General features: G+C 57.6%; 24 protein-coding genes. 7 read left to right on the top strand and 17 right to left on the bottom strand.

Going from position 1 to position 26,628, the window contains the following annotated elements; genetic code table 11:
- Positions 1-137 precede the first annotated feature (137 nt).
- Together HFP54_RS19975 and HFP54_RS19980 are read left to right on the top strand one after the other, a co-directional pair.
- Positions 138-1,205, top strand: coding sequence for a nucleoside hydrolase (locus HFP54_RS19975; protein ID WP_168566532.1), 1,068 nt, complete (start codon positions 138-140; stop codon positions 1,203-1,205).
- A 56-nt stretch (positions 1,206-1,261) separates the two neighbouring features.
- Positions 1,262-2,683 carry a sulfatase gene (locus HFP54_RS19980; protein ID WP_206036310.1) on the top strand — a complete coding sequence of 474 codons (1,422 nt, stop codon included), beginning with the start codon at positions 1,262-1,264 and terminating at the stop codon, positions 2,681-2,683.
- On the opposite strand, the gene HFP54_RS19985 is transcribed toward HFP54_RS19980, so the two are convergent.
- Both HFP54_RS19985 and HFP54_RS19990 read right to left on the bottom strand, forming a co-directional pair.
- Complete coding sequence (locus tag HFP54_RS19985) at positions 2,680-3,057, bottom strand: carbon storage regulator (protein ID WP_146416302.1); 378 nt, start codon at positions 3,055-3,057, stop codon at positions 2,680-2,682. The two genes, HFP54_RS19980 and HFP54_RS19985, sit on opposite strands and share 4 nt — an antisense overlap.
- Before the next feature lie 138 nt (positions 3,058-3,195).
- Positions 3,196-4,665, bottom strand: a complete 1,470-nt coding sequence (locus HFP54_RS19990; RefSeq protein ID WP_146416303.1) for an SDR family oxidoreductase — start codon at positions 4,663-4,665, stop codon at positions 3,196-3,198.
- Between the two features lie 63 nt (positions 4,666-4,728).
- Between HFP54_RS19990 and HFP54_RS19995 the strand changes: the two genes are divergently transcribed.
- Positions 4,729-4,941 carry a hypothetical protein gene (locus tag HFP54_RS19995; RefSeq protein WP_146416304.1) on the top strand — a complete coding sequence of 71 codons (213 nt, stop codon included), beginning with the start codon at positions 4,729-4,731 and terminating at the stop codon, positions 4,939-4,941.
- Positions 4,942-5,042: 101 nt separating this feature from the next.
- Positions 5,043-5,291, top strand: coding sequence for a hypothetical protein (locus HFP54_RS20000; RefSeq protein WP_146416305.1), 249 nt, complete (start codon positions 5,043-5,045; stop codon positions 5,289-5,291).
- Positions 5,292-5,365: 74 nt separating this feature from the next.
- Here the strand turns inward: HFP54_RS20000 and HFP54_RS20005 are convergent, their stop codons facing one another.
- The 12 genes from HFP54_RS20005 to cobA all read right to left on the bottom strand — a co-directional run bounded on the left by HFP54_RS20005 (position 5,366) and on the right by cobA (position 18,560).
- The gene (locus HFP54_RS20005; RefSeq protein WP_168566534.1) at positions 5,366-6,910 is read right to left on the bottom strand and encodes a sulfatase family protein; all 1,545 of its coding nucleotides are present in this window, start codon (positions 6,908-6,910) and stop codon (positions 5,366-5,368) included.
- 158 nt (positions 6,911-7,068) lie between these two features.
- A complete protein-coding gene (locus HFP54_RS20010) occupies positions 7,069-7,485 on the bottom strand; it encodes a VOC family protein (protein WP_146416444.1) in 417 nt (138 codons plus the stop codon).
- A 76-nt stretch (positions 7,486-7,561) separates the two neighbouring features.
- A complete protein-coding gene (locus tag HFP54_RS20015) occupies positions 7,562-8,965 on the bottom strand; it encodes a four-carbon acid sugar kinase family protein (RefSeq protein ID WP_168566535.1) in 1,404 nt (467 codons plus the stop codon).
- Positions 8,966-9,022: 57 nt separating this feature from the next.
- Positions 9,023-9,661 carry a cyclase family protein gene (locus HFP54_RS20020; RefSeq protein WP_168566536.1) on the bottom strand — a complete coding sequence of 213 codons (639 nt, stop codon included), beginning with the start codon at positions 9,659-9,661 and terminating at the stop codon, positions 9,023-9,025.
- Entirely contained in the window at positions 9,658-10,689 is a 1,032-nt protein-coding gene (locus tag HFP54_RS20025) for a Gfo/Idh/MocA family protein (RefSeq protein ID WP_168566537.1), read from the bottom strand. The genes HFP54_RS20020 and HFP54_RS20025 overlap by 4 nt, the downstream gene beginning before the upstream one ends.
- Entirely contained in the window at positions 10,686-11,978 is a 1,293-nt protein-coding gene (locus HFP54_RS20030) for an MFS transporter (RefSeq protein ID WP_168566538.1), read from the bottom strand. Before HFP54_RS20030 ends, HFP54_RS20025 begins: the two co-directional genes overlap by 4 nt.
- Positions 11,979-12,172: 194 nt before the next feature.
- Entirely contained in the window at positions 12,173-13,114 is a 942-nt protein-coding gene (locus tag HFP54_RS20035) for a 3-hydroxyacyl-CoA dehydrogenase family protein (protein ID WP_168566539.1), read from the bottom strand.
- The gene (locus tag HFP54_RS20040; RefSeq protein WP_168566540.1) at positions 13,111-14,205 is read right to left on the bottom strand and encodes an isocitrate/isopropylmalate dehydrogenase family protein; all 1,095 of its coding nucleotides are present in this window, start codon (positions 14,203-14,205) and stop codon (positions 13,111-13,113) included. Before HFP54_RS20040 ends, HFP54_RS20035 begins: the two co-directional genes overlap by 4 nt.
- Positions 14,206-14,442: 237 nt before the next feature.
- Positions 14,443-16,218, bottom strand: coding sequence for a molybdopterin-binding protein (locus tag HFP54_RS20045; RefSeq protein WP_168566541.1), 1,776 nt, complete (start codon positions 16,216-16,218; stop codon positions 14,443-14,445).
- Positions 16,219-16,288: 70 nt separating this feature from the next.
- Positions 16,289-16,642: a carboxymuconolactone decarboxylase family protein gene (locus HFP54_RS20050; RefSeq protein WP_197138447.1), complete on the bottom strand. Its 354-nt coding sequence runs from the start codon at positions 16,640-16,642 to the stop codon at positions 16,289-16,291.
- On the bottom strand, positions 16,643-17,029 hold the full coding sequence (locus tag HFP54_RS20055; RefSeq protein ID WP_146416314.1) for a group I truncated hemoglobin: 387 nt from the start codon (positions 17,027-17,029) through the stop codon (positions 16,643-16,645).
- Positions 17,013-18,560, bottom strand: a complete 1,548-nt coding sequence (gene cobA / locus HFP54_RS20060) for a uroporphyrinogen-III C-methyltransferase (protein ID WP_315853944.1) — start codon at positions 18,558-18,560, stop codon at positions 17,013-17,015. Before cobA ends, HFP54_RS20055 begins: the two co-directional genes overlap by 17 nt.
- Positions 18,561-18,922: 362 nt before the next feature.
- Here cobA and rpsT point away from each other — a divergent pair, with 362 nt between their 5' ends.
- Positions 18,923-19,192 carry a 30S ribosomal protein S20 gene (rpsT, locus tag HFP54_RS20065; protein ID WP_145292693.1) on the top strand — a complete coding sequence of 90 codons (270 nt, stop codon included), beginning with the start codon at positions 18,923-18,925 and terminating at the stop codon, positions 19,190-19,192.
- A gap of 284 nt (positions 19,193-19,476) precedes the next feature.
- Here rpsT and HFP54_RS20070 read toward each other — a convergent pair whose 3' ends face one another.
- Together HFP54_RS20070 and HFP54_RS20075 are read right to left on the bottom strand one after the other, a co-directional pair.
- A complete protein-coding gene (locus HFP54_RS20070; RefSeq protein WP_168566543.1) occupies positions 19,477-20,736 on the bottom strand; it encodes an LL-diaminopimelate aminotransferase in 1,260 nt (419 codons plus the stop codon).
- Between the two features lie 131 nt (positions 20,737-20,867).
- Positions 20,868-21,521, bottom strand: coding sequence for a hypothetical protein (locus tag HFP54_RS20075; protein WP_146416317.1), 654 nt, complete (start codon positions 21,519-21,521; stop codon positions 20,868-20,870).
- Positions 21,522-21,658: 137 nt separating this feature from the next.
- Between HFP54_RS20075 and HFP54_RS20080 the strand changes: the two genes are divergently transcribed.
- Together HFP54_RS20080 and HFP54_RS20085 are read left to right on the top strand one after the other, a co-directional pair.
- Positions 21,659-22,396: a sensor histidine kinase gene (locus HFP54_RS20080; RefSeq protein ID WP_145292687.1), complete on the top strand. Its 738-nt coding sequence runs from the start codon at positions 21,659-21,661 to the stop codon at positions 22,394-22,396.
- A gap of 416 nt (positions 22,397-22,812) precedes the next feature.
- Positions 22,813-24,222 (top strand): Lpg1974 family pore-forming outer membrane protein, encoded by a 1,410-nt coding sequence (locus tag HFP54_RS20085; RefSeq protein ID WP_235952102.1) that lies wholly within the window; start codon positions 22,813-22,815, stop codon positions 24,220-24,222.
- Positions 24,223-24,330: 108 nt separating this feature from the next.
- On the opposite strand, the gene HFP54_RS20090 is transcribed toward HFP54_RS20085, so the two are convergent.
- Complete coding sequence (locus tag HFP54_RS20090; RefSeq protein ID WP_168566544.1) at positions 24,331-26,496, bottom strand: alpha-amylase/4-alpha-glucanotransferase domain-containing protein; 2,166 nt, start codon at positions 26,494-26,496, stop codon at positions 24,331-24,333.
- Between the last annotated feature and the right edge of the window lie 132 nt (positions 26,497-26,628).

Genomic DNA, 26,628 nt, shown 5'->3' on the forward strand with positions numbered 1-26,628 from the left:
CACCTTCTGGGGCTCGGCTTTTTTCGTGCGCCACCCGCCGCCGATCGTTGGGTTAGACTGTCCGGGTCGTCGATGTCGACTGAAACGACCTCGGCCCCCTCCCACCATCCCGCCCAATGCCTTCCCGAGTCCCTGCCATGAAAGCGGCTTCGTTTGTCGTTGCCTTGATCACGTTTGGCGTCATGTTCCCGTTGGTCGCCTGCTCAACGGCAAGTTGCCAGGACGCCCCGGTACCGATCATCTTCGACACGGACATCGGCAACGATTGCGACGACGTCTTGGCCCTGGGAATGATCCACGCCTTGCAATCCCGCGGCGAATGCGAGTTGTTGGCCGTCACGATTACCAAAGATCATCCACAGGCCGCCGCGTTTACTGACGCGGTGAACACGTTTTATGGTCGAGGTCAGATCCCGATCGGCGTCTGCGACAGTGGCGTGACGAATCATGCCGGTCGCTTCAACGTGCTTGCCGATGCGAAAGACGATTCGGGCCATCTGCGATTTCCCCACGACCTTCGGGATGGAAAACAGGCCCCCGATGCGGTTTCTGTTCTGCGCAAAGCCTTGGCCGACGCCAAAGATCACAGCGTGGTCATCGCACAAGTCGGTTTTTCAACCAACTTGGCCAATCTATTGGACAGCCCCGGCGATTCGATCAGCCCCATGTCTGGGAACGAGTTGGTGCGTCAAAAGGTTCGTCTGGTTTCGGCCATGGCGGGCGCTTTCACACAAATCAAGAACAACAAAGGCCAACTGTACGATCACCAAGAGTACAACGTCAAAATGGACATACCGGCGGCACAGAAGCTGGCATCACAATGGCCGACGCCGATTTGGTGGAGCGGATTTGAAATTGGCAAGGCGTTGCCGTACCCGCACCAAAGCATCTTGAACGACTATGACTATGTGGACCATCACCCGCTATCCGAAGCCTACACGTTGTACATCCCGCCACCACACGATCGCCCGACCTGGGATTTGACCAGCGTGTTGGTGGCGATTCGCCCTGATCACCACTACTTTGATCTGTCGCCGCCGGGAACTGTCACCGTTGCCGACGACAGCCTGACCACCTTCATGGCACAAGCAGATGGAAAGCACCGCTATCTGATCATTCCTGACGGCAAGGCCGATCGGATCACCGAAGCTTTGGTGTTGCTATCCAGCCAACCGCCCAGCGTTTCGCCCGAACCATCACGATAGAAACTGACCAATGTCCGGCGATGAAACGTTCGCCCCTATTGAAGTGGAGATTGTCGATGAAACATACGACATCCATTCTGTTTTGCGGATTGTATTTGATCGCTATTGCCACCGCGGGGCCGGCGACACATGCCGCCGAAAATGAACCGATCAAGAATGTGCTGATGATCGTCTCGGACGATTTGAAGGCCAGCGTTTTGGGATGCTATGGCGATCCCCGATGCGAAACACCCAACATTGATCGACTGGCCGCCCGCGGCATGTTGTTCCGAAGGGCCTATTGCCAGGGAACATGGTGTTTACCTTCGCGGAAGTCGTTCATGTACAGCAAGTACCAGGGCACTTCCCAGAAAACACTCGGGGGCTTTCTGCAGGAACATGGGTATTACACCGCCCGGGTGGGCAAGATCTTTCATATGCGAGTCCCCGGTGACATCATCGACGGCACCCATGGGGAAGATGTCGAAGCGTGTTGGACCGAACGTTTCAACAGCGCCGGTCGCGAAGCCCACACACCGGGTGACTACGCCTGTTTGAATCAAAACATTTTCACCGATGCACCGGAGAATCGTCAGTCCACCCGCATGCCACACCGCATGTTTGTGACGGTCCAATACGACGGTTCCGGCGATGATCAACCGGACGCCAAATCGGCGGCGAAAAGCATCGAATTGCTTCGTGAACACGCCGACCAGCCTTTCTTTTTGGCCGTCGGATTCGTTCGTCCACACTACCCGATGGTGGCACCTCGGAACTACTTCAACCAATACCCACTGTCGTCGATTGAAACGCCACATGTTCCCGAAAACGACTTGGACGACATCCCTGCGGCCGGACTACGGGGAACCCGTAACGGAAACAATACGATCGGCCAGTACCCCGAAAATCAAAAACGGATGTGGCAGGGTTACTATGCGACGGTGACGTTCATGGATCGGCAGGTCGGACGCATTTTGGATGAACTGGATCGCTTGGGGTTGGCCAATTCCACCGCGATCGTCTTCACCAGCGACCACGGATACCACCTTGGCGAACACACACTTTGGCAAAAGAAGAATTTTCACGAGGAAGTCACACGGGTTCCGCTGATCATCTCGGTCCCGGGTATAGCAAGCGGCCAAACCGATGCCATTGTCGAACTTGTCGACATCTATCCCACGGTGGCTGAATTGCTTGGACTGGCCGCACCGAACGATCTGGATGGTGTCAGCCTGGTCAACGTGCTGAACGATCCGATGCGATCGGTCCGTGACAGCGCGTTGTCCCTTGACCGAATCAAATCCGGATGGGAATTCGCCGATCGCGGTGACCGATGGGCCTACATGCGGTACGTCGATGGGTCAGAAGAGTTGTACGACATGGATTCCGATCCAAACCAATTCCGGAACTTGGCCAAGTTGCCGGAATACGCGGCGCATTTGGAAGCATCACGTCGACGCATGGACGACAAAATCAAGCGTCATGAATTGAAACGCTAGGCGGAAACACGTGCCGGCGCTGCCGTCAGCCCGGAGGTCCATTCTTGGTTCTCAAAACGATCGATTCGATAACCGATCGACGTTTCGCGAACACGACGTGCCACATCATTATTCTCGACACCCTCGGACTTCGTAGATTCGCCAGACGGACAGGATCGAAGGTATTCGGAAACGGTCGAAGCCCGCTGCTTGCGACAAGGAAGTTCCGCAACCTGACGATCACAGTCGGCAAGCTCGCCCCGCAAGATTCGAACGTCGCGCGGCGCCTGAACGCCCAACTGGACTTTCGATGACCCGGTGCTGGTCACCTGAATGACGACTCCCAGCTCAGGAATCAGGATCTCCTGGCCGACTTTTCGAGACAGAACCAACATTGTTTCACTCCATCGAACTTGCAAAGACTCCTTGAACCAATAACAAGTTACCCACACGGGAAACGTAACACAAGTCCACCACTGGCCAAAAAAACACCTCTCCCGTTTTGAGCCAATCCGTTGGCGTGCCCGACAAATTCAGGGGCTTTTGGCCGACTGTACATTCCTTGCGATTCCTCGCAGCATGACGGGAAAGACGAAGCCGTGAAGCGGGTAAACGGCATACCAGTAGGCCAGCCCCAACAGGCCTCGCGGTCGAAACCGAGCCGTCATCACCAGTTGCGTTTTATCGATTTCCTGTGGCTGCAACTGGAAATCCAGTTCGGCTTCTCCCGGCAGTTTCATCTCCGCCCTTAGCGTCAGACGTTCGTTTGGAATCAATCGGGTGACTCTCCAGAAATCGACCGCTTCGCCATAGTGCAAGTCGGTCGGATGCCGGCGTCCGCGTCGTAGTCCCGGACCTCCGATGGCTTGATCCATCCAGCCGCGAACGTGCCACAAGAAACCGGCGCCCCAATAACCATTGGCACCACCGATCGAGCGAATTTCGGCAAACGTTTGCTTGGCCGAACCTTCCACCACCGTTTGACGTTGATCGGTCAGCGTCGTGCCGCCGGCCCAGTCGGGGTCGCCCGGCATTTGCCCCGCGGTGGACCAACGTGTCTCGATCTCACCTCGATTCGTCTTTCCCAGCGCCGCATCAATCGCGGATTCAACCCCCAGCCTTTCGCCGGGAATCAGTCGAACCGAATCGTCGTTACGACAAACCGTCCGGTTCTTCAGTCCTTCGGCCAGTGGACGCGCAATGCTGGCACTGACCGGCGTGACCAAGCCGATCCACAAACTACTCAGCCTTGGGGTCAACACGGGAACCGGAAAGATGATCCGTCGCCTTAGTTTCAGCTTCTCCGCCATGACTTGCATGATTTCTTGATAAGTCATCACGTCTGGCCCGCCAATGTCCAACGTCCGGCCGGTCGTCTCCGGAACTTCCAAACACTGGACCAGGTAACGCAACACATCGCGAATGGCGACCGGTTGCGTTTCGGTTTTGACCCATTTAGGTGTCACCATCACGGGCAACCGTTCGACTAGATACCGCAGTGTTTCGAACGAAGCCGAACCAGAACCAATGATCATGGCGGCACGAAAGACTGTCGTTGGTACCGCGCCCGCTTGCAAGATTTCGCCGACTTCACGACGGCTGTCCAAGTGTTGCGACAGATCGGGTCCGAGTTCGCCAAGCCCGCCCAGATAAATGATGCGTTTGCAAGCCGAGGCTTCCGCCGCTTGCCGAAACGAAACAGCCAGCTCTCGATCACGTTTGGCATATTCACCCTTGGCCGACTGCATCGAATGAACCAAGTAGTAAGCGGCATGCACATCCGCCAATGCCTTTTTGGTCGCAACGGGGTCTTCCAGTTCGCCTTCCACGACACGCAATCGCTCATGACGAAACCACGCGAACTTCGTCAGCTTTTCGGGACTGCGAACCAAGCAAGTCACTCGGTAACCCTTTTCCAGAAGCCGTCCGACCAATCGACCGCCTACATATCCGGTGGCACCACAAACCAAAATTCGAGAACTGTCAGGGGTTGCTGTCGCCATAGACTGCCGTGGCTGGAAAAGAGAAGCCGAACGAGTTTCATCACACACAACAGAAGGTTAGCGATGAGTACAGACGCAGCAACGCACACATGGCCCGAACTTGCCGGTGGTCTTTACGATGCCTTGACCGGTCGGAACGCCGAGATCACCTACGATTTCCAAAACATGGAGGTCCACGTGCCCGCGAAAACAGGCGGACAAAGCGTCCAACACGCTCATTGGAAGCTGAACGGCGTCCTGAAGATCCGCACTCGTGACACGTCACAGGGCGCATGAGCTTGCCAGGGTCCACAAGTCCAGCAAACGCCAGGTTTCATCTGGACATTGATGCCGAATTGCGGCTGGAGCGGTTCGATGCTTCTGGGCAACTTCAGTCGATGTCCATCACGACAACACCGGATCGCGCCCTGCGGATCGATTCGGTGGGCGAACTTCCGAAAGTACCGCTGCGGAAATTCTTCCAACTCCGATCCGCTTTACGCGAGTTCGCCCTGCTAGTCGGTCACGACATCATCATCGGTCACCAAGGCAAGCAGGTTGTCCGCGTTCGTGTGTCCAACGAAGGCACCGCGAAACTATCAACGGCCTGGTGGACGCTCGCGATGCAACGTCTTGTCGGCCACTGAAGCAACACGCAGTCAAACTTAGATTGGCGGCGAGTGCACCAAAATGATTTTCTTTCGCCGCTGTTGCGATCGGTTCATCCTGCCTTGGTGGATGACTTCTTCTGATTGGCTCGTTTGCGTTTTTTGCCTCGCAGTTGGTCGCCAAACTGGTCTTGCCGCTGCATGTACTGCTGCCGCAACTGAGCATTTTCCACATCGCGTACCAATGGCGCAACCGGATCGTGGATGCGTTCCAATTCCATCGCCAGTTGTTCACGCAACTTGTCGACCGTCTGCTGGACTTTGGCACGGTCGGCGGTCGGGTGTTCCAACAGATTGACGCGACAATCGGGGTCGTTCGAAACGAAATACAACTCTTCCACCGTTCGATGCTGATAGATGTCATGCCGACGCTGGATATTGGGATTCGAACGCGCCAGCACGGCCATCCGTCGCGCCGTGTTCGTGCCGTTGGTCGCCGTTGAAAAAATCCGTTTGCCGTCGCTCCATGGGTTGTACAGATACAGCCACTGAGACGTTTGGATTCCTCGCATGGGTTGACGCCAACGTCCCGAATTTTCGTTGTACTGTTTGATCACGTACCCAAATCCGTCAACAGACTGGCCCGTCAATGCTGGGGCGAATGATTGCCCGTGAAGACGATCCGAAGTGGGATGTGACATCCCCATCACATCGATCAGCGTCGGCAGAAAATCGATCGCCGAAACCATATGCTGGTCGTCTATCGATCCGGGCTCAGTCTTGCCGGGCCATCGGACCATCAATGGCGTGTGAGTGCTGTGGTGATACAACTGGGTTTTGGCAAACGGCAATGGCATGCCATGGTCCGACAAGAACATCACCATCGTTTCTTCGGCGGCGCCCTCTTGCTGCAAAGCATCCATGACCGTCGCGAAACAATCGTCGGCACGGCGTACCGAACTGTAGTACAGCGCAAGTTCATCACGAACGACTGGATCATCGAACAGGAAGCCGGGTACGACGACTTCATCCGCCGTGAAGACCTTGCTGGGAACGTTCGGATCCGACTTTCCTTCTTTGAAACCCTGACTGTAAAACGGTTTGTGTGGATCGCTGATGTTGACCATCAAACAAAAGGGCTTGCCCGATTGCTTGGACAAACGAATCGCATCGCGGGTTGATTTTCCGTAGCTTTCAACGTCTTTAACACCGTACTTTTTGCCGTCGGCATCGGTGTCCAGCACGGCATCCCAAGCGTAGGGAGTGTAGGGCGTGCTGTGGTTGACCTTTCCACGAATCGCGGTGAAGTAGCCCGCATCTTTGGCCAAGTCACACAGCACCGGATAATCGGGTTCGGGGTTTTGACGAAACCCCTCCACACCGTTGACGTGACTGTACAAACCCGACCACATCAAGTTGCGTCCCGGCATGCAATTGCCCACCAACACGTGCGCTTTGGTAAAGCGAAGGGCCGTTTTAGCAAACGCATCGATCGCGGGCGTGGTCTCGGGAACCGGACATCCGAACACACCGATTGAATCGCACGACATGTCATCCACGGTGACGATCAACACATTCGGACGATCCGACGCTCGCACCGGAGTGTTCAACGAACATCCGAGTAAAACAACGGTGGCACACAGCAATACCAATCTCATGAGACTTTTCCCGTGGGCAATGGGATGAATGGGCGGGATAGCGCCGTCCGTTCCGAAACGAAACGCACGGTAGTTCGGACGCGCAGCGTCACAATGTACCCCGGTGGAGGACGACATGCTGTGTTTTTGCCGTCTCCATCGACCCGCACGCCCGCAGCCTACTGCGGGCCAGTCATTTCCCAGATCACGTCACGACTGGTTGACGGATCAATGAATCCCGCTTTTCGTCCCAAAGGCCCGTCATGGGGTGTGTCACTTTTTGGCTTCATCCCACGTTCCGGCAATGCGGCAAAACTGGTGCGTACATCGTCCGTTTCGAAGCACAAATGATGCAGACCTTCGCCATGCTGGTCCAAATGCTGGTTCAGCGGATGATCCGCCGTTAAGGGCTGGACCAATTGCAGATGCAAATTGCCCATATCCAAGTGAGTCAGACGCACATTACCCGATTCAATTCGTTCATCGATAACGACCGGCAACCCAAGCTTATCACGATAGAACGTCAACGCTTCGTCAGTATCGCGGACGACGATCGCAATGTGATCCAGACGTGAAAACAAGGGTTTGTTTGACATCATTCAATTCCTAGGTCGACTGGTGATCGAATCCAATGAACAGGGTAGGGCGACACAGGGTAAACCACCGTGTGCTTCAGCGTTTCAGAATCCGGTACGCATCCAGTAGCGCCGATTCACCGCCCACGTTGCCCGGAAAAACGACATAGGGCATACCCGGCATACGGCTCTCTTGTTGAAGTTGCCAAACCGGAATGCCGGGTAAAATTTGGCCCAACACCATCGCGCGGTGAACGTCCAAGCCCTTGGTCGCCACATCGCTGGAGGTGATTCCGCCTTTGGCAATCAAAAATCGCGGTCGCTGTTGAACACCACGCACAATGTCCACAAGCGTGGCCGATACGCGATTTCCGATCGATAAACTGGATCGCGCATCATCACCTTTGACCAGCTGTCGAGACGAATACAGCGCAACATCTTGGTCCGATGCCAGAGCCTCGTTGACCTGCTGGGCAAGCGACCCGGCGTAGGCATCGGTGGAGTCGGCCAACAGTTCCGCGACGTCCAAGACGACGGGGACAAGATTCGGCTCGGCCGACAACAATGCGTTCAGTTGCCCGGTCGTCTTTGGCACGTATGACCCGACCACGATCAGTCCTGATTTTGCGTTGGCATCGACCATCTGATCGGATCGTAACAACGGGTTGGGTTCCATCCCCGCGAACGCTTGAACAAAACTAGCGGCCGTTCGATAAATGAATCGCTGACCAGATGACTCGGCCTGCAACGCCGCGTAAACAAAGGCCTCCATGTCACGCATAGCCGCCGCGTTGACCACACAGACCGATCGTGGTGCCAACGAACGCAATTGCTTCACCACCGGCGACAGATCGGCGGCCCGCAAGTCGGCCAGACCGACCGAGTGAATCTGCTGTCGTTCAATCGTGCCAGACCATTTTTCCATCACCCAATCGATCAAGTTGCTGTTTTGAAAACCAAACGCGGCATCTTGGGCGAAAGGCGTTTCCGCCGCTGGTATCAAGTCGTCGCCGTCGGCGACATAGTGAACGTCATCGACGGTGTAACGACCGCCCTGCAAAAAGAACGGTGCAATGACGTGAATCGCGTCCGGCTGGTCCGTTGCCGCGGCGACGGCATCGACCTCGGCGGGATAATGTCCTCGCAGTGTTGAATCACTGCGACTAATTAACACAAAGTCTTTTCCAGATGCCGCGGCGGCCTGCTGCAAGTTTTTGCCAATCTGCCGGGCAAGATCGACGGCGTCCTGTTTGACCAAAGACCGCGAATTGGTCAACACATAGAATAAGTCACCGTCGGCCCGCATGGCATGCAGCAATTCGTCGACACCCCACGTGGTCAATACCGGCGTGTCATAAACTGTCTGTGTCCCCGTCGGGTCATCGTCCAGAACGACGATCTTCCGTCGCGTTCCTTCGTGGTGTTGTCGGATCGCGGGCAACAGCGATTCGCTTCGCGGATTCGGAAGTCCCGCCAAAGCCTTTTGTAGATTGATCGTCATGGTCGGTCGTTTCGAAAAGCTGTTACGGTGCGTCCCAGGCATTCACAATGCAGGTGATCATTCATCGTCGACCATTGCGAAGGCCCGACACGGCGCACCATCGCCACCGTGAATCTTCAAGGGCAGTGCGGCAAACGTACACGACGGTCCCGGGATCGCGTCCAGATTTGTCAAACCTTCGACAATAATGACGTCGCCACCCAACAAGATCTGATGAACCAGCGTCACGGCAGCAAGATCGTTGACGTCAGCCACGGACGGTGGTTCCACGCCGACCATCCGAACATGATGTTGCACCATCCATCGGGCGAGCTCTGGTGATATGGGTTGAAAATGATCGCGATAGTACTGGGCGTCATCGACGTGGCGACTCCAAAGCGTCCGCAACAACAGTGCGTCGCCCGGCTGAAGCCGCTCAGCGATGTCTCCCAGATGCGACACATCGATGGGCGTCTTCGGGGGCAGGTCCGATAGATCCACAACCCAAGCTTTACCGATGCATCGATCCAAAGGAATTTGGTCGATCGTTTGCTCGGATGCCTCGAAATGCAGTGGAGCATCCATGTGTGTCCCGCAATGGGAATACAGATGCAACGTCCGCGCGTTCCAGCCGTCGCGTTCCACCGTGTACTTGGTCTCAAATTCCACACCACGCATCCCAGGCTGCAGCGTCAGTGTTAAATCGATGATCTTCATCGTTCGGTCGACTCCCAGCACCCGGATTGCGACGACGCATACATCGCTTCTTGGACGGCCAAGCTTTTCAGGTAACTGGGGCCATCGGTTTCGAACGGTTGGCCCGACAAAAGATTCTGGACGAAGTGTTCCTGGGTCGCAAAGACACAATCGCCGGCAAACCCATGACGACTGGGTGAATAGTCGTGGGGCGTTTCCTTTTGACCAAGCCGCTGTATTGTCAGACGACCATCGTCATAAAGCCGAATCGATCCGCTGTTTCCTTCGACCAAGACGTCCCCGAACGTGTATCGTGGATTGTCTGCCGTCGATTCGTTGTAACGATTTGCATCGTATAGTCCCGTCGCACCCTCCTGAAAACGGAACACGCCGATGGCGGTATCTTCGCCGGCGATCACCGGATTCAGTTTTCGGTGCCAACACCACGCTTGGGTGATTTCGCCGCCCAAGTAACGAAAGGTGTCGATCGTGTGAATCCCAGCCTCAAAGATCAAGAACTGTTCCATCGTTTGAAAGTACGGCTGTCTGGCAAGATAGGCATCATCGCCATGACCATCGCCGGCACGATTACGAAATGACAGCGTGTGCAAACGGTCTCCGATCGCACCGTCATCCAAGAGTTTTTTGATCTCTCGGTACCACGGCTGAAAACGAAAGTTTTCGTGCACCATCAGCCGAACCCCCTGTTGATCGGCCGCATCGACCAACTTTCTTGCCTCGGCTACGGTGGGGGCCAATGGCTTCTGACAGATCACCGCCAAACCACGGGCAGCCGCCAATTGCACCAAAGGCAAGTGCGTGTCGGGACGCGTGATGATGTCGACGAAATCAACGTCGTGCCGATCCAACATTTCGCCGACGTCGCCGTAAACATGGTCGATGCCGTACTGCTGTGCCGCGTCCTTTGCTCGTGTCAAATCGCGATCACAACAAGCAACAATTTCCACGTCGGAGATCCGATTCCAAGCGTCATAATGAAATTGGCTGAAATAGCCGGCGCCGATGACCGCGCCTTTAAGCTGACTCATGATGCTGCACTCAAATTCAGTTCTTCATGCATGGAACGGTCCGGACGAATTCGGAACCACATGAAGATCGCGGCCACATTCAATGCCGCAGCGATGTAGAAAAACGGTTGATGCGCGTCAAAGTACGCTAGCAAGTACGGGAATGACAATGAGGTTGCAAATGCCCCCAGGTTGCCAACCATATTCATCGCCCCACTGACCGCACCCGCACTGTTGCCGCCGATGTCCATGCAGGTCGACCAAGACGGGCTAAGAATCATATCACTGCCGAAAATGGCAACACACATACAGATCACGGCCGCTGCCGGCGTGGTCATGTTCACGCACAAGCTCATTCCGATCGCTGCCAAAGCAAAACCGATCGCCGCGGGCAAGCGACGTGAAAGCGTCCATCGACCTTGGCTGTACAACCGGTCGACGGTGAATCCGGCCAGCCAGTTACCAACGACGCCACACAACAACGGCGCTGCGGCATACAGACCGGTTTGTTCGCTGGTCAGCGAATATTCGCCCTTCAAATAAGGAAAGAACCAGGTGACCGTGAAGAAAAACGTGAAGTTATGCGCGACATACTGAACCATCAGCATCAGCATGTTGGGCGATTGCAACATCTGTGTAAAACGAATGGGCATTTCAGCTGAACGAACATTGCCATTTTCATTATCACGCTTAGGCGAACGCGAATGAACAATATGTTTGGCTTCCGCCTCGGATACGGCAAAATGGTTTTCCGGAAGGTCACGAAACAGCAAGAACCACATCACCGCAAACCCGATCCCCAGGGCGCCGAAGAACCAAAAGGTTTGCTGCCATCCGCCCAGCGTATGAATCAGCCAGACGACCCCTGGCATCGCCAAGGCGGCTCCCAAGCGACCGCCGGAAAAGCTGATGGAATTGGTGATGCCACGTTCGTTCATCGGCAACCAAGACGTGAAAGCCCTGGCCAGCGTTGGATACCCCCCCGCTTCTCCCATTCCAAAAAAGAACCGCAGTCCGATCATCGGCGCCAGCCCACGCACCACGCCGGTCAACGCCGTAAATGCTGACCAAACGAGGCAAACCACCGTCATCACCCGACGTGGTCCGAACCGATCGGCAAGCTTACCACTGGGGACTTGGAACAGGGCATACCCCAAGGCAAAGGCGGACATGACCCAGCCCATCTGCTGATCCGAAAACCCCAGGTCCGTCGCCATGTCTTCTTTCGCGGCAGAAATACAGGCGCGGTCCACCCACATCAAAACCGAGACTAGAAACGCACCAAAGATCAGAAAGAAGCGTGTGGGCATCGACTAGAACCAATAACGAAACATTGAACGAGCATCGGAATGATAACCATACCGTCGCAGGTCATGGGTTGGGCATCGATCTGCCCAACAAAGAATTGAGTAATGTCAGGGCAATCATCGAACGGCAATCACGGCTTGCCACTTTCGGCAGGACCATTTTTGTGATGCTGCCGTCGTATTGCGCACAATAAATCTTACAGTTCGCCCATTTCCTTCAGCCATTTCAGTTGTTGGACGACTTGTTGATCACGTTTGCGGATGACTTGATCGATGTCTCGTTCGGACCAATCGTAGAAGCCTTTACCCGACTTGACGCCCAAGTCACCCGACCGGGTCTTTTCAGTCAGACACCGTGCAGGCGTTGTCTGACTACACAATCGCGGTGCCATGAACCGCTGCAAACGCTCGGTCGCGTCCAACCCGACGTAGTCCATGTTTTCGATCGGTCCCAGCAAGGGCAGGCGCAGGGCAAAGGTCAATCGCGTGATACGATCGATGTCTGCGGGCGAACACACTTGTTCATCGATCATATGCAGTGCTTCCCGCCACATCGCATGCAACAACCGATTGCCCACAAACCCAGGAACGTCCTTGCATACGATCGGTATCTTTCCGATCCGCTGCATCAGGTCACAAGCCAATTGAACTTTTGACTCGGGCGTGTCCGTACCGCGAACCATTTCCACGACGGGAATCAGATGCGGAGGGTTCCAGAAATGTGCCCCCACCAACAACTCGGTCACCTTCGCACGGGCGGCCATTTCCGTGACCGACAATGCACTGGTTGCCGACAAAAACAGGACGTCACGACGTGCCGCGGACGAGAACTTTTGCAGCACATCGACTTTGTCATCCATGACTTCGACGACGCAGTCCAGGACGACATCGGCTTCGCGATCCAGGATCGCTACGTCGTCTTGGCAATCGATTCGGCCGCCGGAAACGACCGGGTCGTCGCTGTTCTGGTCGCACCATTGATCCATCTGCTGAAGCGTCGGCTGGACGGCAGCAAGCTTTTCCGCATTGCGGCCCCACAACAGGACTCGATACCCGGCACGTCGGAAAGCCACCGCGCATGCGGTTCCCATCTGACCGATGCCGGCGATCGCGATCGTCTGGATGTCGTCCAGATTCACGCCGTTGATCCTTGACTTTGAAGTTGCCGATCCAGTGACCGTGCGATTCGGTCGGTGATTTCCACCGTGGACAGTTTTCCGCCCATGTCGGCGGTACGCTGATTGGGATCGCTCAAAACGTCGGCAACGGCCGCCTTCAGCGCTTCGGCACCGCGTTTGGCTTCCGGATGGTCCAGCCAGTCCAACATCATCGCGGTCGAAAGATGCATGGCGATCGGATTGGCAAGCGAACGGCCGGCAATGTCGGGTGCAGATCCGTGGGATGGTTGAAAGACGGCGGCGTTGTCACCAATGTCGCCCGACGGGGCCATGCCCATTCCGCCAACGATGCCGGCGGCCAGGTCCGACAAGATGTCACCGAACATGTTTTCGGTCACCATCACGTCAAAGTCATGCGGGCGTCGAACCATGAACAACGCCATCGCGTCGACGTAGATGTGTTCGGCGGTCACATCGGGGAAATCCTTGGCGACTTCGTCGAAAATGTGTCGGAAATAGACCATCGTCGACAGAACATTGGCCTTATCAATCAGCGACACCTTCTTCTTGCCGCCACGTCGTCGTGCCAATTCAAACGACAACCGACAAACTCGCTCGGAAGCCTGTCTGGAAATTCGCAATTGATTGGTGGCTTCATCGGCCGACAGATCGGCGACCGCGTCACGACCATAAAAAAGCCCTTCGGTGCTTTCACGAACCAGGACAAAGTCGATGTCGCCGGCACCATAATTTTTCAGCGGCGTGTCGGATTCATGAAACAACTGAATCGGACGAACTCCACCGTACAGCTGCAATCGTTCGCGCAGATCAAGTTGCGGCGCGATCTCTTTGCCGTTGGGATACCGGACATTTGGTAAGCCCATCGCGCCCAATAAGACTGCATCGGATGCCAAGCAGGCTTCGAAAGCCGAATCAGGCAATGCTTCACCGCTGCGCTGGTATTCGCCCACACCGACGTCATGCGGATCCAAGTGGAATTCAACGCCGTCCAAATGCGGCTGCATCTGTTGCAACAGCCGAACCGACTGATCACATACCTCGGGTCCGATGCCATCGCCACCGAGGACGACAATGTGAAACGTCTTGGTCATAGAAATGTTAATAAGGCTGGAATAAACGAAGGCGGGAGGGCGTTTCGGGAGTCGTCTTAGCATGCCCACACGCGGCCGAAACGGCAAGGACTTCGACGTATCCGCAACACGTCGTCCGGCGTCTTATCCAACCCGCGGTTCACCCTTGAAGTATGCCGAGAACAGGTCGCCGGAACTCACGCGATGCCGCAATCATAGTCGCATGAACACGCCCGGCGTGGCGAACACCCAATGGAATCATGCCCAACCGAAAAACGGCCATGGACCTTCGCCGGAAGCATCGGGCGGCAGTTCAACGAATCCGTCAGTCTGGCCCAACGCGACCAAGTCACCGGAACCACGACCGACGACGGGGACGGCCAGCCCCGGTGCGATCAGACGCACACCACGCATCCAGTGCAGCGGCAAAGTCTTTGTCCCCGGGGACTGTAAGTGCACCGACGGCGGCGACGGCGTCCAATCGGCGATGCCAGCCATTTTCGACAGCCAAGGTTGAACGAATCGCCGACATCCCATTGTGGCACTGACGGGGTTGCCGGGCAGTCCGACAATCAGCTTCCCCTGTTCCGACACGGCGGCCAAAATCGGTTTGCCCGGGCGAATGGGCAATTTGTGAAAGACCACGTCTGCGCCAAGTTGGCGAACGATCGCGGGAACGTAATCGTGATCGCCGGCCGAAACACCGCCGGTCAATAAGACCGCGTCGCTGTCATGGATCGCTTGATCAACGGTTTGGCGAAGCGTTTCAGGATCGTCGATCGCGTGAAGGGGGTTTGCCAAATCGATCCACCGGTGTGGCCGAAGCGCTGCAACCAATGCCGCTTGGTTGCTGTTGCGAATCTGCCATGGTTTCAGCGGCGATTGGGATGCATTGACCAATTCGTCACCCGTGGTGATCACGGTGACACGGACACGACGATAGACCGGCGGGCGATCGACGCCAACATTTTCCAAGGCGGCCCGCTGTGGCGACCGAATCAACTGGCCGCGGGACAACACAGGTCCACCACAAGGAACGTTTTCACCGGCGCGTCGAATGTTTGCTCCCGCGGGGCACGCCATCGCCGCATCCGCCAGCACGATTGAATGCTCGGATTCGATCACATCTTCGCGGCGAATGACCAAATCCGCTTCGTCGGGTACCACCGCACCAGTGAAGATCTTTACCACGCACCTGGGCGCGATGCGGGGCGGCGGACTTCCGGGCATCGCGTGACCTGAAATCTCCAGTGCAACGCCTTGTTTTCGATCTTCTTCGCGAAGGGCGTAGCCATCCATCGCGGACACATCGGCCGCCGGGCTGTCGCGATCGGCCGTCACGTCGGACGCCAACACACGACCGCAAACGTCATCGACGGTTTGATCCACCGAAACGACCGACAAGCGATCGGCAACAGCATCAATGGCTTGGCCGGGTGTTTGAAAGCGGAGGTTTGCGTTCATGCTAGATCGGAAGGATTGAAGAAAAGCTTGCCAGTCCTGTGGCCGGTTGATGTTGACCATTCGATCGGCGGACAGCACCAGCGAATCGAAAGGATGCCGGTTCAGCCAGCGAGACAGACTACGGTGTGGCGTGTGAAGCAAAGCCTGCAACTGGTCCAAAACAGCGATCGGATAAACACCGACCAGCGGTTGTACCCGTCCGTCGTCGGCATGAACGAGACACGCCGGCTGTGATGCGTTTCGTTTCCAAAGGCCCAACAATGCGGCCAGATCGGCGACCATCAAACTGGGCATGTCCACCGGAGTGACGAGACAACCTGCGGCGTTTTGCGACTTGGCCCAGCGAAGCGCCGCGACGATGCCCGCGACCGGACCTTGATCATCAGCAGCATCGGGCAAAGCCAGGAAATCGGGATCAGCGTCGCCACCACCAACGACGGCGACCGATGAAGTCAACGCCGCCAGCCGCCGGCAAGCGTGTTGCAACAGCGTGGGCCCACTGGGATGACGCAGGGCAAACTTATCCGTCCCCAAACGCGACGACCGCCCACCACAAAGCACGGCACCCACGACCGGAAATAATTCATCCGAATCCCGGGCCTGGGAACACGAGTCCGTCGCGGCCATGAGCCTCACACGCCTAGGAGGTGGACGTGGGTGAATCGCCATCGCTCGCGGACAGCGATTCGTGTTTTGCCAAGACGTCTTCGACCCAAGACTTGGCACGCATCATGGTGGGAAAACCGATCGTCGGTGCGGACAGCATCGCGACATGCCGAAGATCATCCGGGCGGCATCCCGCTTCCAGCGCCTTTCGACAATGGGAATGCGCGGCGCCTTCCAATCCGGCCCCCAAAGAAATGGCCAGCTTGACCAAAGCGACTTCGCGATCCGAAAGCGGTCCGGCTTCCCGCGCGGCTTTGCCCAACGATTCGTAGGCACGCATGAACTCGGGATGGTCCTGGTGCATCTGCTTATAGCGTTTGGGAATCATTCAGCCGTCCACGTTGGTGTCGCCGGTGACTCGGTCCTTGTAGATCGCCAAACGAGCAAGCGCCAGATCGATATCGACCTTTTCAATCCCGTGGGCTTCCATCGCATCGGCAAAGTGGCCGCAAAACTTGGCAAAGTGATAAGCCATGATGCCGCGACCGGCGTGCACCTTGGTCAATTCGGCGCCGGTGTATTCGACCGGTCCGTCGAACGCGGACGCCAAGAACTGAAACTGCATCTTCTTCAACCGCTCCATCGACGTGTCGGCAAAAAAATGCGCCAGTTCCGGATCGGTCAACACACGAGCGTACATGTCGTCGACGATCGCCTTCATCTGATCGGGGCCACCGATCCGTTCAAACAGTTGTTGGTTAGTTTCGCCGTTCATCGGATTCCCCTGATGGTTGATCGGACCCCGCGTCCATTTTAGCCGAGACGTTGGTTTCGAAGTGTGCGATTGCGTCCGCAAGCGCGTCCATCGTGTATGGATCGGCCACCACATCGGGGCGCACCCCCAACTGCGACAACGTGTCCGCCGTCACGGGGCTGAGAGCCGCCACTTTAAGTTTTCCCCAGCGGTGGCCGAGCAATCGATCCACCGAACGCGCCGTCGCGCTGCTGGTGACCGTCACCCAGTCGATCCGACCACTATGGACATCATCGCACACCGACGACGGCCAATCTTGCACATCTTCGTTGCGGTACGCAGCCACCTGCGACACATTGACACCCAATTCGCACAGCCGTTGGACCCATGCGTCGTTGCCACGACTGGCGCGGACGACCAGCCCACGCGACAGCTTCTGGTCGACCAACAAGTCCACCAACGCGTCGCCGGTGTAATCGTTGGGAACCAGATCAGCATGGATTCGATGCCCGCGAAGTGCCTGGGCCGTTTTTCTTCCGACCGCGGCAATCCGTAGGCCCGCAAGCTTTCGAACGTCGTGCTGCTGGTAGAACCGATCCAAAAAAAACTCCACCCCGTGGACGCTGCAGAAGACCAGAAAATCTTGTCGTTCCAGCTGGTCGATCGCCTGATCCAGGTCCGTCGGGTCATCCAACGCGCCGACCGCGATCGCGGGTTGGTGACGAACATCGGCTCCCAAAGCCGACAACCGCTGAACCAGCGTGTCGTTTTTGCTTTGAGGCCGCGTCACCAGCACGCGTTTTCCGAACAAAGGGCGACGATCGAACCAAGACATCGTTTCGGCCAGACGTGTGACATCGCCCACGATCGAAATCACAGGCGGGCGAATTCGTTGCCCGGGTGCCAGACGGTCGGCGACTTCGTCCAAGCGACAATGAATCACCTGCTGATCGGCCAGACTGCAACGCCGTACGATCGCCACCGGCGTATCGGCCGGCTTGCCCCCGGCAATCAGAGATTCGGACCAGACCTTTGCCGTGGTCACGCCCATGTAGATCACCAACGTGCCCGGAAATCGGGCCAGGGCAGGCCAATCCAGTGCGGACTGTGGCTTACCGGGCTCTTCGTGCCCCGTGACCAAGGCAACCGCCGATGCGACGCCGCGGTGGGTAATCGGAATGCCGGCGTAGGACCCGGCCGCCAACGCGGCGGTGATCCCTGGAACGATCGTGAACCGCAGCCCCGCCGATCGCACGGCCTGAATTTCCTCGCCGGTTCGAGCGAACACCGCCGGATCGCCCCCCTTCAGCCGCACGACGCGCAGGCCCGCCGAAGCATGGCGGACAATTTCAGCGTTGATTTCATTCTGGGACCAAATCCGCGATTGGCCGTGTTTGCCGACACAAATCTGGGTGGCCGATGGACGGACATGACGCAAAAGATCTGCATTGGCCAGACCATCGAACAAAACGACGTCACAGCAGGCCAGGGCATCGCGACCACGAAGCGTCAGCAGCCCTGGGTCACCGCATCCGGCACCAACCAAGGCCACCTGCCAGTCGGCCGAATCCGCGTCGCACCGCCGGCGATCATCGCAATTCGCGATCGGGCGAACAGCGCCAGCAGCCGCACTCGGATCAACGCCGTGGGCGGCGGCTGGTGGCGGCGTTTCGGGTTGCGGGGGTCGGTTCCGATTCGGATCAGGGCTCATAACCGATAAGTTATGCGTTGTCAGGGTCGTCCCCACCAGTCGTGATTGGCTGGATCGCCACCCCGCCATCGTCCCGTGCCGTCTTCTTTGCGGGCGAATCGCGAAAGCTATGGACAGGTCGGCCGGCGATTGGCATACTCTGGGGCTTGCTCCGCCGATGTTGACCAAGAAAAACGTCAAACGCCTTCCTTCTTCCAACACAAATGCCAAATACCGCCAGCGCCAAGAAACGACTTCGTCAAAACGAGACCCGCCGTCTGCGAAACCGTGCGGCTCGCAGCACCGTGCGTACCTCGATCCGTAAAGTCCGCGAAGCGGTCAAGGCGGGCAACGGTGATGACGCGCAAACCGCCTACCGCGTTGCACAGAAGCAACTGGATCAGGCAGCCGCCAAGAATTTGATCCATCGCAACGCTGCGGCACGCACCAAGGCACGCCTGAACAAATTGGTGAAAACCGTCACCGCCGCCTAAGTCCCGGCATCCGTCGCTCGCGACGCCCGGAAGCTCTTCAGCTTCCCCATTCGACCGCGATCAACAGCAACGATCAGCCGACTCGAACGCTTCCTGCCCCTGGCGGACGCAAAAATGGGTCGGCTTTTTTGCTGCGCCGGCGAAATTCCTTCGCCGCCACATCGCGTGAAAAGCGCCGGCGGCAACCCGCCAGCACCGGTTGCAACGCAAGGGGGGCGAAACATCACGGGAGGCGAAAGGTCGACTCCCAAAAAGCTCGACTCCTCAAAAGCCTCGATCGACGGTCAGAAGACCAACGCCGCGTCGCTCAGCCGTCGCTTGGTTTCCTGCATCAATGTATCTTCGTCGGCTTCCGTCTCCGCGACGTAGGTCACGCTGAATCTCAGATAGCTGCCCGCGTCGTCCCAAGGCACGGTGACGATCCCGAACTGTTCGATCAGGTGTCGTGTGGCGTCTTCGGCCTTGGCAAAGGTTTCGCCTGATTCCGTTCCGGTGGGCGCCTTGGTGTACAGGAAATAGGTTCCGCCGGGCATTTCGCATTCGAAGCCACAGTCCTTCAGCACGGCAACCAACTTTTCCATCCGGCGGCGATACTTTTCGCGAATCCGCTGGGGGATTGAATCGTCGTCCAGTGCCGCGGCGGCCGCTTTTTGGGTGGCGATGAATTGACCGCTGTCGCTGTTGTCTTTGACATCGGCGAAAGCGGAAACGATTCGCGGGTGCCCGGCGACGAATCCCATCCGCCAACCGATCATGTCGTATCCTTTGCTCATCGAATGAACTTCGACGCCGACGTCCATCGCCCCGGGAGTCTGCAGAAAACTGCGGGGCGGGCCGTCAAAGGTCAACAAGATGTGGGCGGCATCGTGGACGACGACAAACTGCTTCTCTTTGGCCAGACGAACCACTTTCTCGAAAAACTCCGGCGGCGCGGTTCGCCCGGTCGGTGAATTGGGATAGTTGATCACCAACAGTTTGGCCCGACGATAGATGTCATCGGGCACCGCGTCCAAATCTGGCAGGAATCCGTTTTCGGGCAACAGCGGCAGCTTGAAGACATCGCCGCCGTAGTACCGGGTGTGGGTCCCGGCGACCGGATACCCGGGGACGGTCATCAGCGTCACATCGCCGGGGTTGATGAAAACCGCTGGCAACATCGCATACGCGGGCTTGCTGCCGATGCAGTGATTGATCTGGCTGGCCGGATCAAGTTCGACACCAAAGTTGCGTTGCATGAACCGCGCCGCGGCTTCCTTGTATTCGCCGACACCGTTGTCGGCATAGCCACGGTTTTCCGTTTTGTCGATCTCCTGACGCATGACCTCGCGGACCGCCGAATCGGCCATCGAGTCGTTTTCGCCGATCCCAAAATCCAGCAACTTTCGGTCGGGATGGTCCGCCAGGGCTTTTCGCTTGGCACGTTTGATCTTTTCGAACTTGTAGATCTCGGTGTCTTTGCCGTACTTGTTTCCGCCGATTCGATCGGCAAAGAGTTCCTGGAAATACGGGTCGGCGGCAACGGATTCGGAAGAAGCGGTCGACATGGCAGCCATGGTTTTGAATCGGGGGGATGTCACAAATCGGGGCAGGACCGACCCACGCGAGGCCGTCGATCGCCCGAGACGACGAGAGAAGCCCTCAGTCTATTACGTGCCGAGCTTCCGCCCAGGGGATACTAGCCGCCGGTCAGTGGATTGCCGTCAGTCGCCGCGGCCGACTCGGTCGGATCCAGGACGGGCAGCGGTCCGGTGGTCCCGTTCTGGCCAGCCAGCCGTTGATGAATCGTTCGAATTCGACGAAGTTTGCGTTCGCCCAAAATTCCCGTTACGACGGCACCGACAACCGCGGGCACCAGCGAAACGACCGCGAACCAGCCTTCAAATCCGGACAACACGGTCAGCGACAACCAGCCCGCAAGTGTACCGGTCCCGATGTACTGGGCGCGAATCGACGCCGCAGTCCAGCGTCCGACTGTCGACCGTAGCGGACGCGTCAGCCCCCAACAACAGAGCATCGCGGGCAACGAACCCAAACAAGCGATCAGGCCACCGATGACGATCGCGATCATTCCGTAGACAACGATGATCGCCAATTCGCCGGGGTCATTTCGGACCAAGGCAAAGCCGATCGTGACCATGGCCAATAGCGCGCCGAACAGCGCCCCCGCGGTGGTCGTCGCACCGATCGATCCCAACAGCACGCCCGTCGTACTGACCACTTGCGGATCGAAAGAACCGTCATCGGGAACCGCCAAATGCTGGCCGATCTGATCCGCGTCCTCGACGTTGGACACGGCATAAGGATTCAGCGGCGTGTCGGGAACAGACATCGAACGGCACCAGGAACCGACGCGAGCCGGACAGACGAACCGTCGCCCACCGGCATTCGGTTGACGACCGGCCACCACCTTACTCGAATTGACACTCCCACGCTCGCCCCACCATTCATTCCAGGCACGCAGCGACCATGGCCCCGTCCGATCCGCAGACCTCGACCGATCAACTGCGCAGCCAGTACGAAGAGCTTGCCGAGCTGGCCGGATCGCTGGCCCATGAAATCAAGAATCCGCTGTCGATCATCCACATGAACATCGACCTGCTAAGCGAAGACTTGGCAGAACTGGATGGCGCCGAATCCAGACGCTGCCAAGACCGTGTCGACATGGTGCGCGATCAGTGCGAGCGAATGGAGGCATTGCTGCGGGACTTTCTTCGTTACGCTCGTCTGCGCGACATCGACTTGGTCCCCGGCAGCCTGAACGACCAAGTGATCCGTGTGCTGAAGGCCTACCAAGCTCAAGCCGATGCCGGGCACATCCGCATCCACGAGTATTTGGATCCGGACCTTCCCGCCATCTTGCTGCACAGCGATTCGCTTCAATCCGCATTGATCAACTTGGTCAAAAATGCATTGGAAGCGATGGACGAAGGCGGCGAACTCTGGGCCCGCACCTACACCACTCGCGGCGGCGTCGCTTTGGATTTGATCGACAACGGATGCGGCTTGGAAGACAACACCGTCATGCACATGTTCGAACCGTTCTACAGCACCAAGGAAGGCGGCAGCGGCCTGGGACTGCCTACGGCACGGAAGATCATCGAAGCGCATGGTGGCCGAATCAGCGTGCAAAGTGAGATCGGACGGGGCACCAAGTTCACGCTGGAATTCCCCGTTCCACCACGGCTGAGCGGCACCGCTTCGTAACGTCGCGGTTGTGGCCCGGACACCAAGTGCGGCGTGCCCCGGGCGTGACAACCATTACAACCGGTGCTTTCCGCCACGGGCAAAGTGAAATCCATCCTTTTTCGGTCGGGATAATTTGCCTGCACCGCTTGGTACAAAACGTCGCACCGGAGCCGAAGCGATCACCGCAAACTCGTCACATTCGTTTGCTTCGGATCGATTGGTCGGTGTAATCCCGATGCCGCTGTCAGATTGCTGACACCCAAGCGGTCGTTGTGAAGAGGTTTGGCAGCGAAGATTCCGCGCATCGGACGCTTTGTGCGGATTGTTCGTGCTTGAAGGTGCCGAAACGATGGCGTTGCCACGCGGATCGCCGCTGCCCGATACGGACAGCGAAAGACCAACCCGCACAACGCTCGCTCCATTGGAAGGCAAGCATGAACATGAAGTTCTTTGCCAGGATCCTGCCGGCACTGGCCGTCTTTGGCCTCGGTAGCCTGGCTTGCAGCGCGAACCATCCCGCCGCGCCCTCGGACTGGCAAACCTTTCTTGCCAACAGTCGCTCCGGATGCGGATGCAACACCGGGCCGTCGGTGATGACCTACGGCCCAAACTATTCCCAGCCATCACCCTACGTCACGTCACCACACGTGGTGTCGCCGGGGCCAGGCTGTTCGACCGGCGATTCGTCGATCGGTGCCTATGGTGGCAGCATCACCGCCACGCCGGGCATGATCAGCGGCGGCGCGTCGGCCGGCGTCGGCCCCACGGTGACCGGATCTGCCATGGCCGGAAGCGTCATGACCGGGTCTGGGGCGTGCGGATCGGCCGGAGTCGGCGTCGGCGGACCATACGGTGGCGGTGTCTATGGCGGCGGGTATGGCGGTTCCATCATCGCGGGCAACGCATATCCGACCGGCGGTTATGGTTACGGAGCCGCGTGCGCCCCGGCCCCCCAACCGATTTATCGCCCGCGGTTTTCGCTGTCCGGCTTTTACGGCGGCTTTGAATTTTTGTGGCTTCGCGCCCACTTCGACCAAAACGTGGCAATGATCATCGACCCGCCGGTGGGCAACCGCCTGGTCCCGTTTGATTACAGCTATGACTTTTCACCCCGCGTCTGGCTCGGATGGGAAAACTGCCGCGGCAATGGATTTCGCGCCACGTATTTCCGCTACGAGGACGAAGCAGACATCGAGCAATTCACCGCCGCCGCCGGACAGGTTCCAGTTTACGTGGAAGTCTATGGTGCCGGCGGCAACTTGGCCCGCAACGCCTACGCCGACGCGATCGGCGAAACGTTGACGTCGTCACACCGCTTGGAACTGCAGTCGTTGGACTTGGAAGCGACACACCTGTTTGAATGGTGTGCGATGCGTGCACGCATGGGCTTCGGTTTGCGATTGGCGGAGATGGAACAAAACCTTCACGCCCGCGTTTACCTGCCCGATGGCACGCTGGAAGAAATCGTCACCAACGATTTGTCGTTCCGCGGCGTCGGACCGACCGTTTCGATGATGTTCACACAACCGTTGTGGAAGTCACGATTCTCGCTTTACGGCAACTTGCGTGGTTCGCTGCTAATGGCAGAAACCGAGCAGTACATCTACGAGATGAAAGGCGCTTACACGACCGAGTTGGTCGACATCGCCGAACAACGCGAAATCCTGACGAACTTGGAAATGGGCCTCGGCATCCAGTTCGGCCAATCGATTGGTCGCCGTGCAGGCATGTTCGTGCGTGCCGGGTATGAAACCCAAGTGTGGTTCGACGCTGGCGGACCGGTTGATTCGCACAGCACCATCGGATTGGACGGCATCACGCTGGGCGCCGGACTTAGCTTCTGATGCCCCCGGATGATTGCAAGATCGGCAACGCGACGAATCACCGTCACATTGCCGATCAAAGATGACGTTCAAAAACGGCTCGGCGGCGGAACCCGCCCGAGCCGTTTTCTACATTTGGGCAACGGCTTTTTCGGCGGGCTGATTCGCCGCTTGTTCGCACGTGGCGGCCAATTCGAACTGAACCGCCCAACGCCCATCAGCATCGCCGGTCACGATCCAGTGCGGCTGAACACAGACGCTTTGGTGAACCAGTTCGAAACCACCTTCGCTTAGGCTGACCGTCTCGATCGGGAAGGCCCAAATGCCGGATTCACGACCAATCGCCAAATCGACATCCAGCCCCAACCAGCGGTCGGACAACTTCAAACCGCGGACGTTTTTCAGGTCCAGCATTTCACCAAGTTGCCCCAGGCGATTGCCGTCAACATCGCTGAAATACCGATCATCCGCACCGGCGGGCATCCCGGCGAAATTCAATTCGATTGCGAAGTGCAGCGGGCGTCCCGGCGGCAAGTTTTCCAGCAAGTACGTCACCTGCATTCGGTCGCTGTTTTCCGACAGCGTCACCGCCTTGGTCATCGTGATCGGAATGCCCCAGGCGTTGCCGTCGCGACGCATTTGAATCTGAACGCGATCCGATCCGCGTCGCAACTTGGCTTCGAATGGCAGTTCCACGAAATCCCCACGCTCGGTCGCTTCGCCACGCATGACGGCTTCCAACGTTGCGTCTTCGTCATAGAAGTGATCCATCAGACTCTTGCGAGCATATCGATCGTACTGCAAGCGTTTGTCCAAATCGGCTTGCTTGAAAACAACCCGATCATGAATGCTGGCGGCTTCATCGTCGCCGCTGGTGCTGGGGCCCGCCAAAACTTGACGGTGATAACTTTCGGGACGCCGCTGAAGCGTGGCCAATAGGTTGTGGCAGATGTCGCGGACGTCCAACTCGTACATTCGCCCGCCGCGCCCCGGTGCAACCCAAGCACACAGTCGGTTGTTGCTCAGGCGTACTTCCTGTTGACCGTCAAAGTTGTAATCGGCCGCGTCGGCTTGAACGGCACCACCACCGACAATGCGATCCAATTCGTTGTCTGCCGCAATCAAGTGTTGGAAGATCGCATTGCGGAGGTGTGGCAGGTAAACACCGCCAAAAGCACCGTGCCAGTACGGGCAATTGCACTGGCCGCGATACAAGTCATCGCGGACGGTCGCCAATTCACCGCTGTCACGACCGGCGGCTTCGGCATCGGCCAAACGACCGCTGACGTGCATCATCCGCGAATACATCTCATTGGTTTCGTCGTACTTGACTTTAAAGTTTCGCCAGTAGCCACCACGAATGAATTGCTGAAGCGATTTCCAGTGCGGGTCATTCTCCATCTCGTGCTGCAGATCATGCAGCGTGTCCTGTGCGGCCACCGGCAGCGACCATTCGGTCATTTCGCGATAGCTGCAATCGGGCAGATAAGCTCGACCGGCCGGCGGTGTGCTCTGAACCGCTTCCTGCAGCGTGACGGTGTGCAGCCAGTGCGAATTTTCGGTCAACGCGTCAAAGAAGGACCGCAACCAACCCCGGTCGTACACGTGGACCTTGGTATCGGGCCAAGTCCCAAACTTTTCGCCGTCATCGCCAAACGTCAGCACGGCACCCGGGTGACGTGCGGCCACTTCGCGGCAATAGTCGATGGTTTCGGACGGCGGCCGGAACGGGATCGTGTAACGCAGTCGTTCCGAACCCGGGAAGATTCGCAGCACACGCCCTTGGTCTTCGACCAAGAAGTAGCTGGTCAGTTCGTCATCGGCCAGTCCGGCCGCTTTGAAGTGATAGTCGTCCAGCACGGTGTACTGAATACCGGCATCGACCACGTCGCTGGTCAGCGTCGATTCCCAGACTCGCTCGGGCGTCCACATCCCCATCGGCGTCGCGCCAAGATTCCGCTGCAGCCAGTGCGCGTAGGCCTGAATTTGGCCCACGCGGTCTCGCGACGGCAACATCGTCAGGATCGGTTCGTACTGGGGACCGCCGACGATTTCGACCCGCCCGGCTTCGACCAACAAACGCAAACGATCCAAGTACTCCGGATGATGCTCCGCCAACCACAACATCAACGGGCCGGATGTGTGCAGGGAAATGTTCAGCCGATCATAGGGCTCGAACACATCCAAAAACGGCAGGTAACTGTCCTGATACGCCTGTTCAAAGACGCCGTCAAAATTCCCGATCGGCTGGTGATTGTGCAGGACGAGGCAAAGAGATGCGTTCGGTGTCGACATGGCGTCAGGCAAGCACGGGTTGGAACGGGCCGGATCAAAATGCCGACCAGAAGTTTCACGATGGACGGATCTGGGATGAACAAAGTCACCGCAACAGAACGAACGAATTGTAGGGTCCCAGCCGGCTGTATC

The sequence above is a fragment of the Crateriforma spongiae genome (assembly GCF_012290005.1).
GTDB classification, from domain to species: Bacteria; Planctomycetota; Planctomycetia; order Pirellulales; family Pirellulaceae; genus Crateriforma; species Crateriforma spongiae.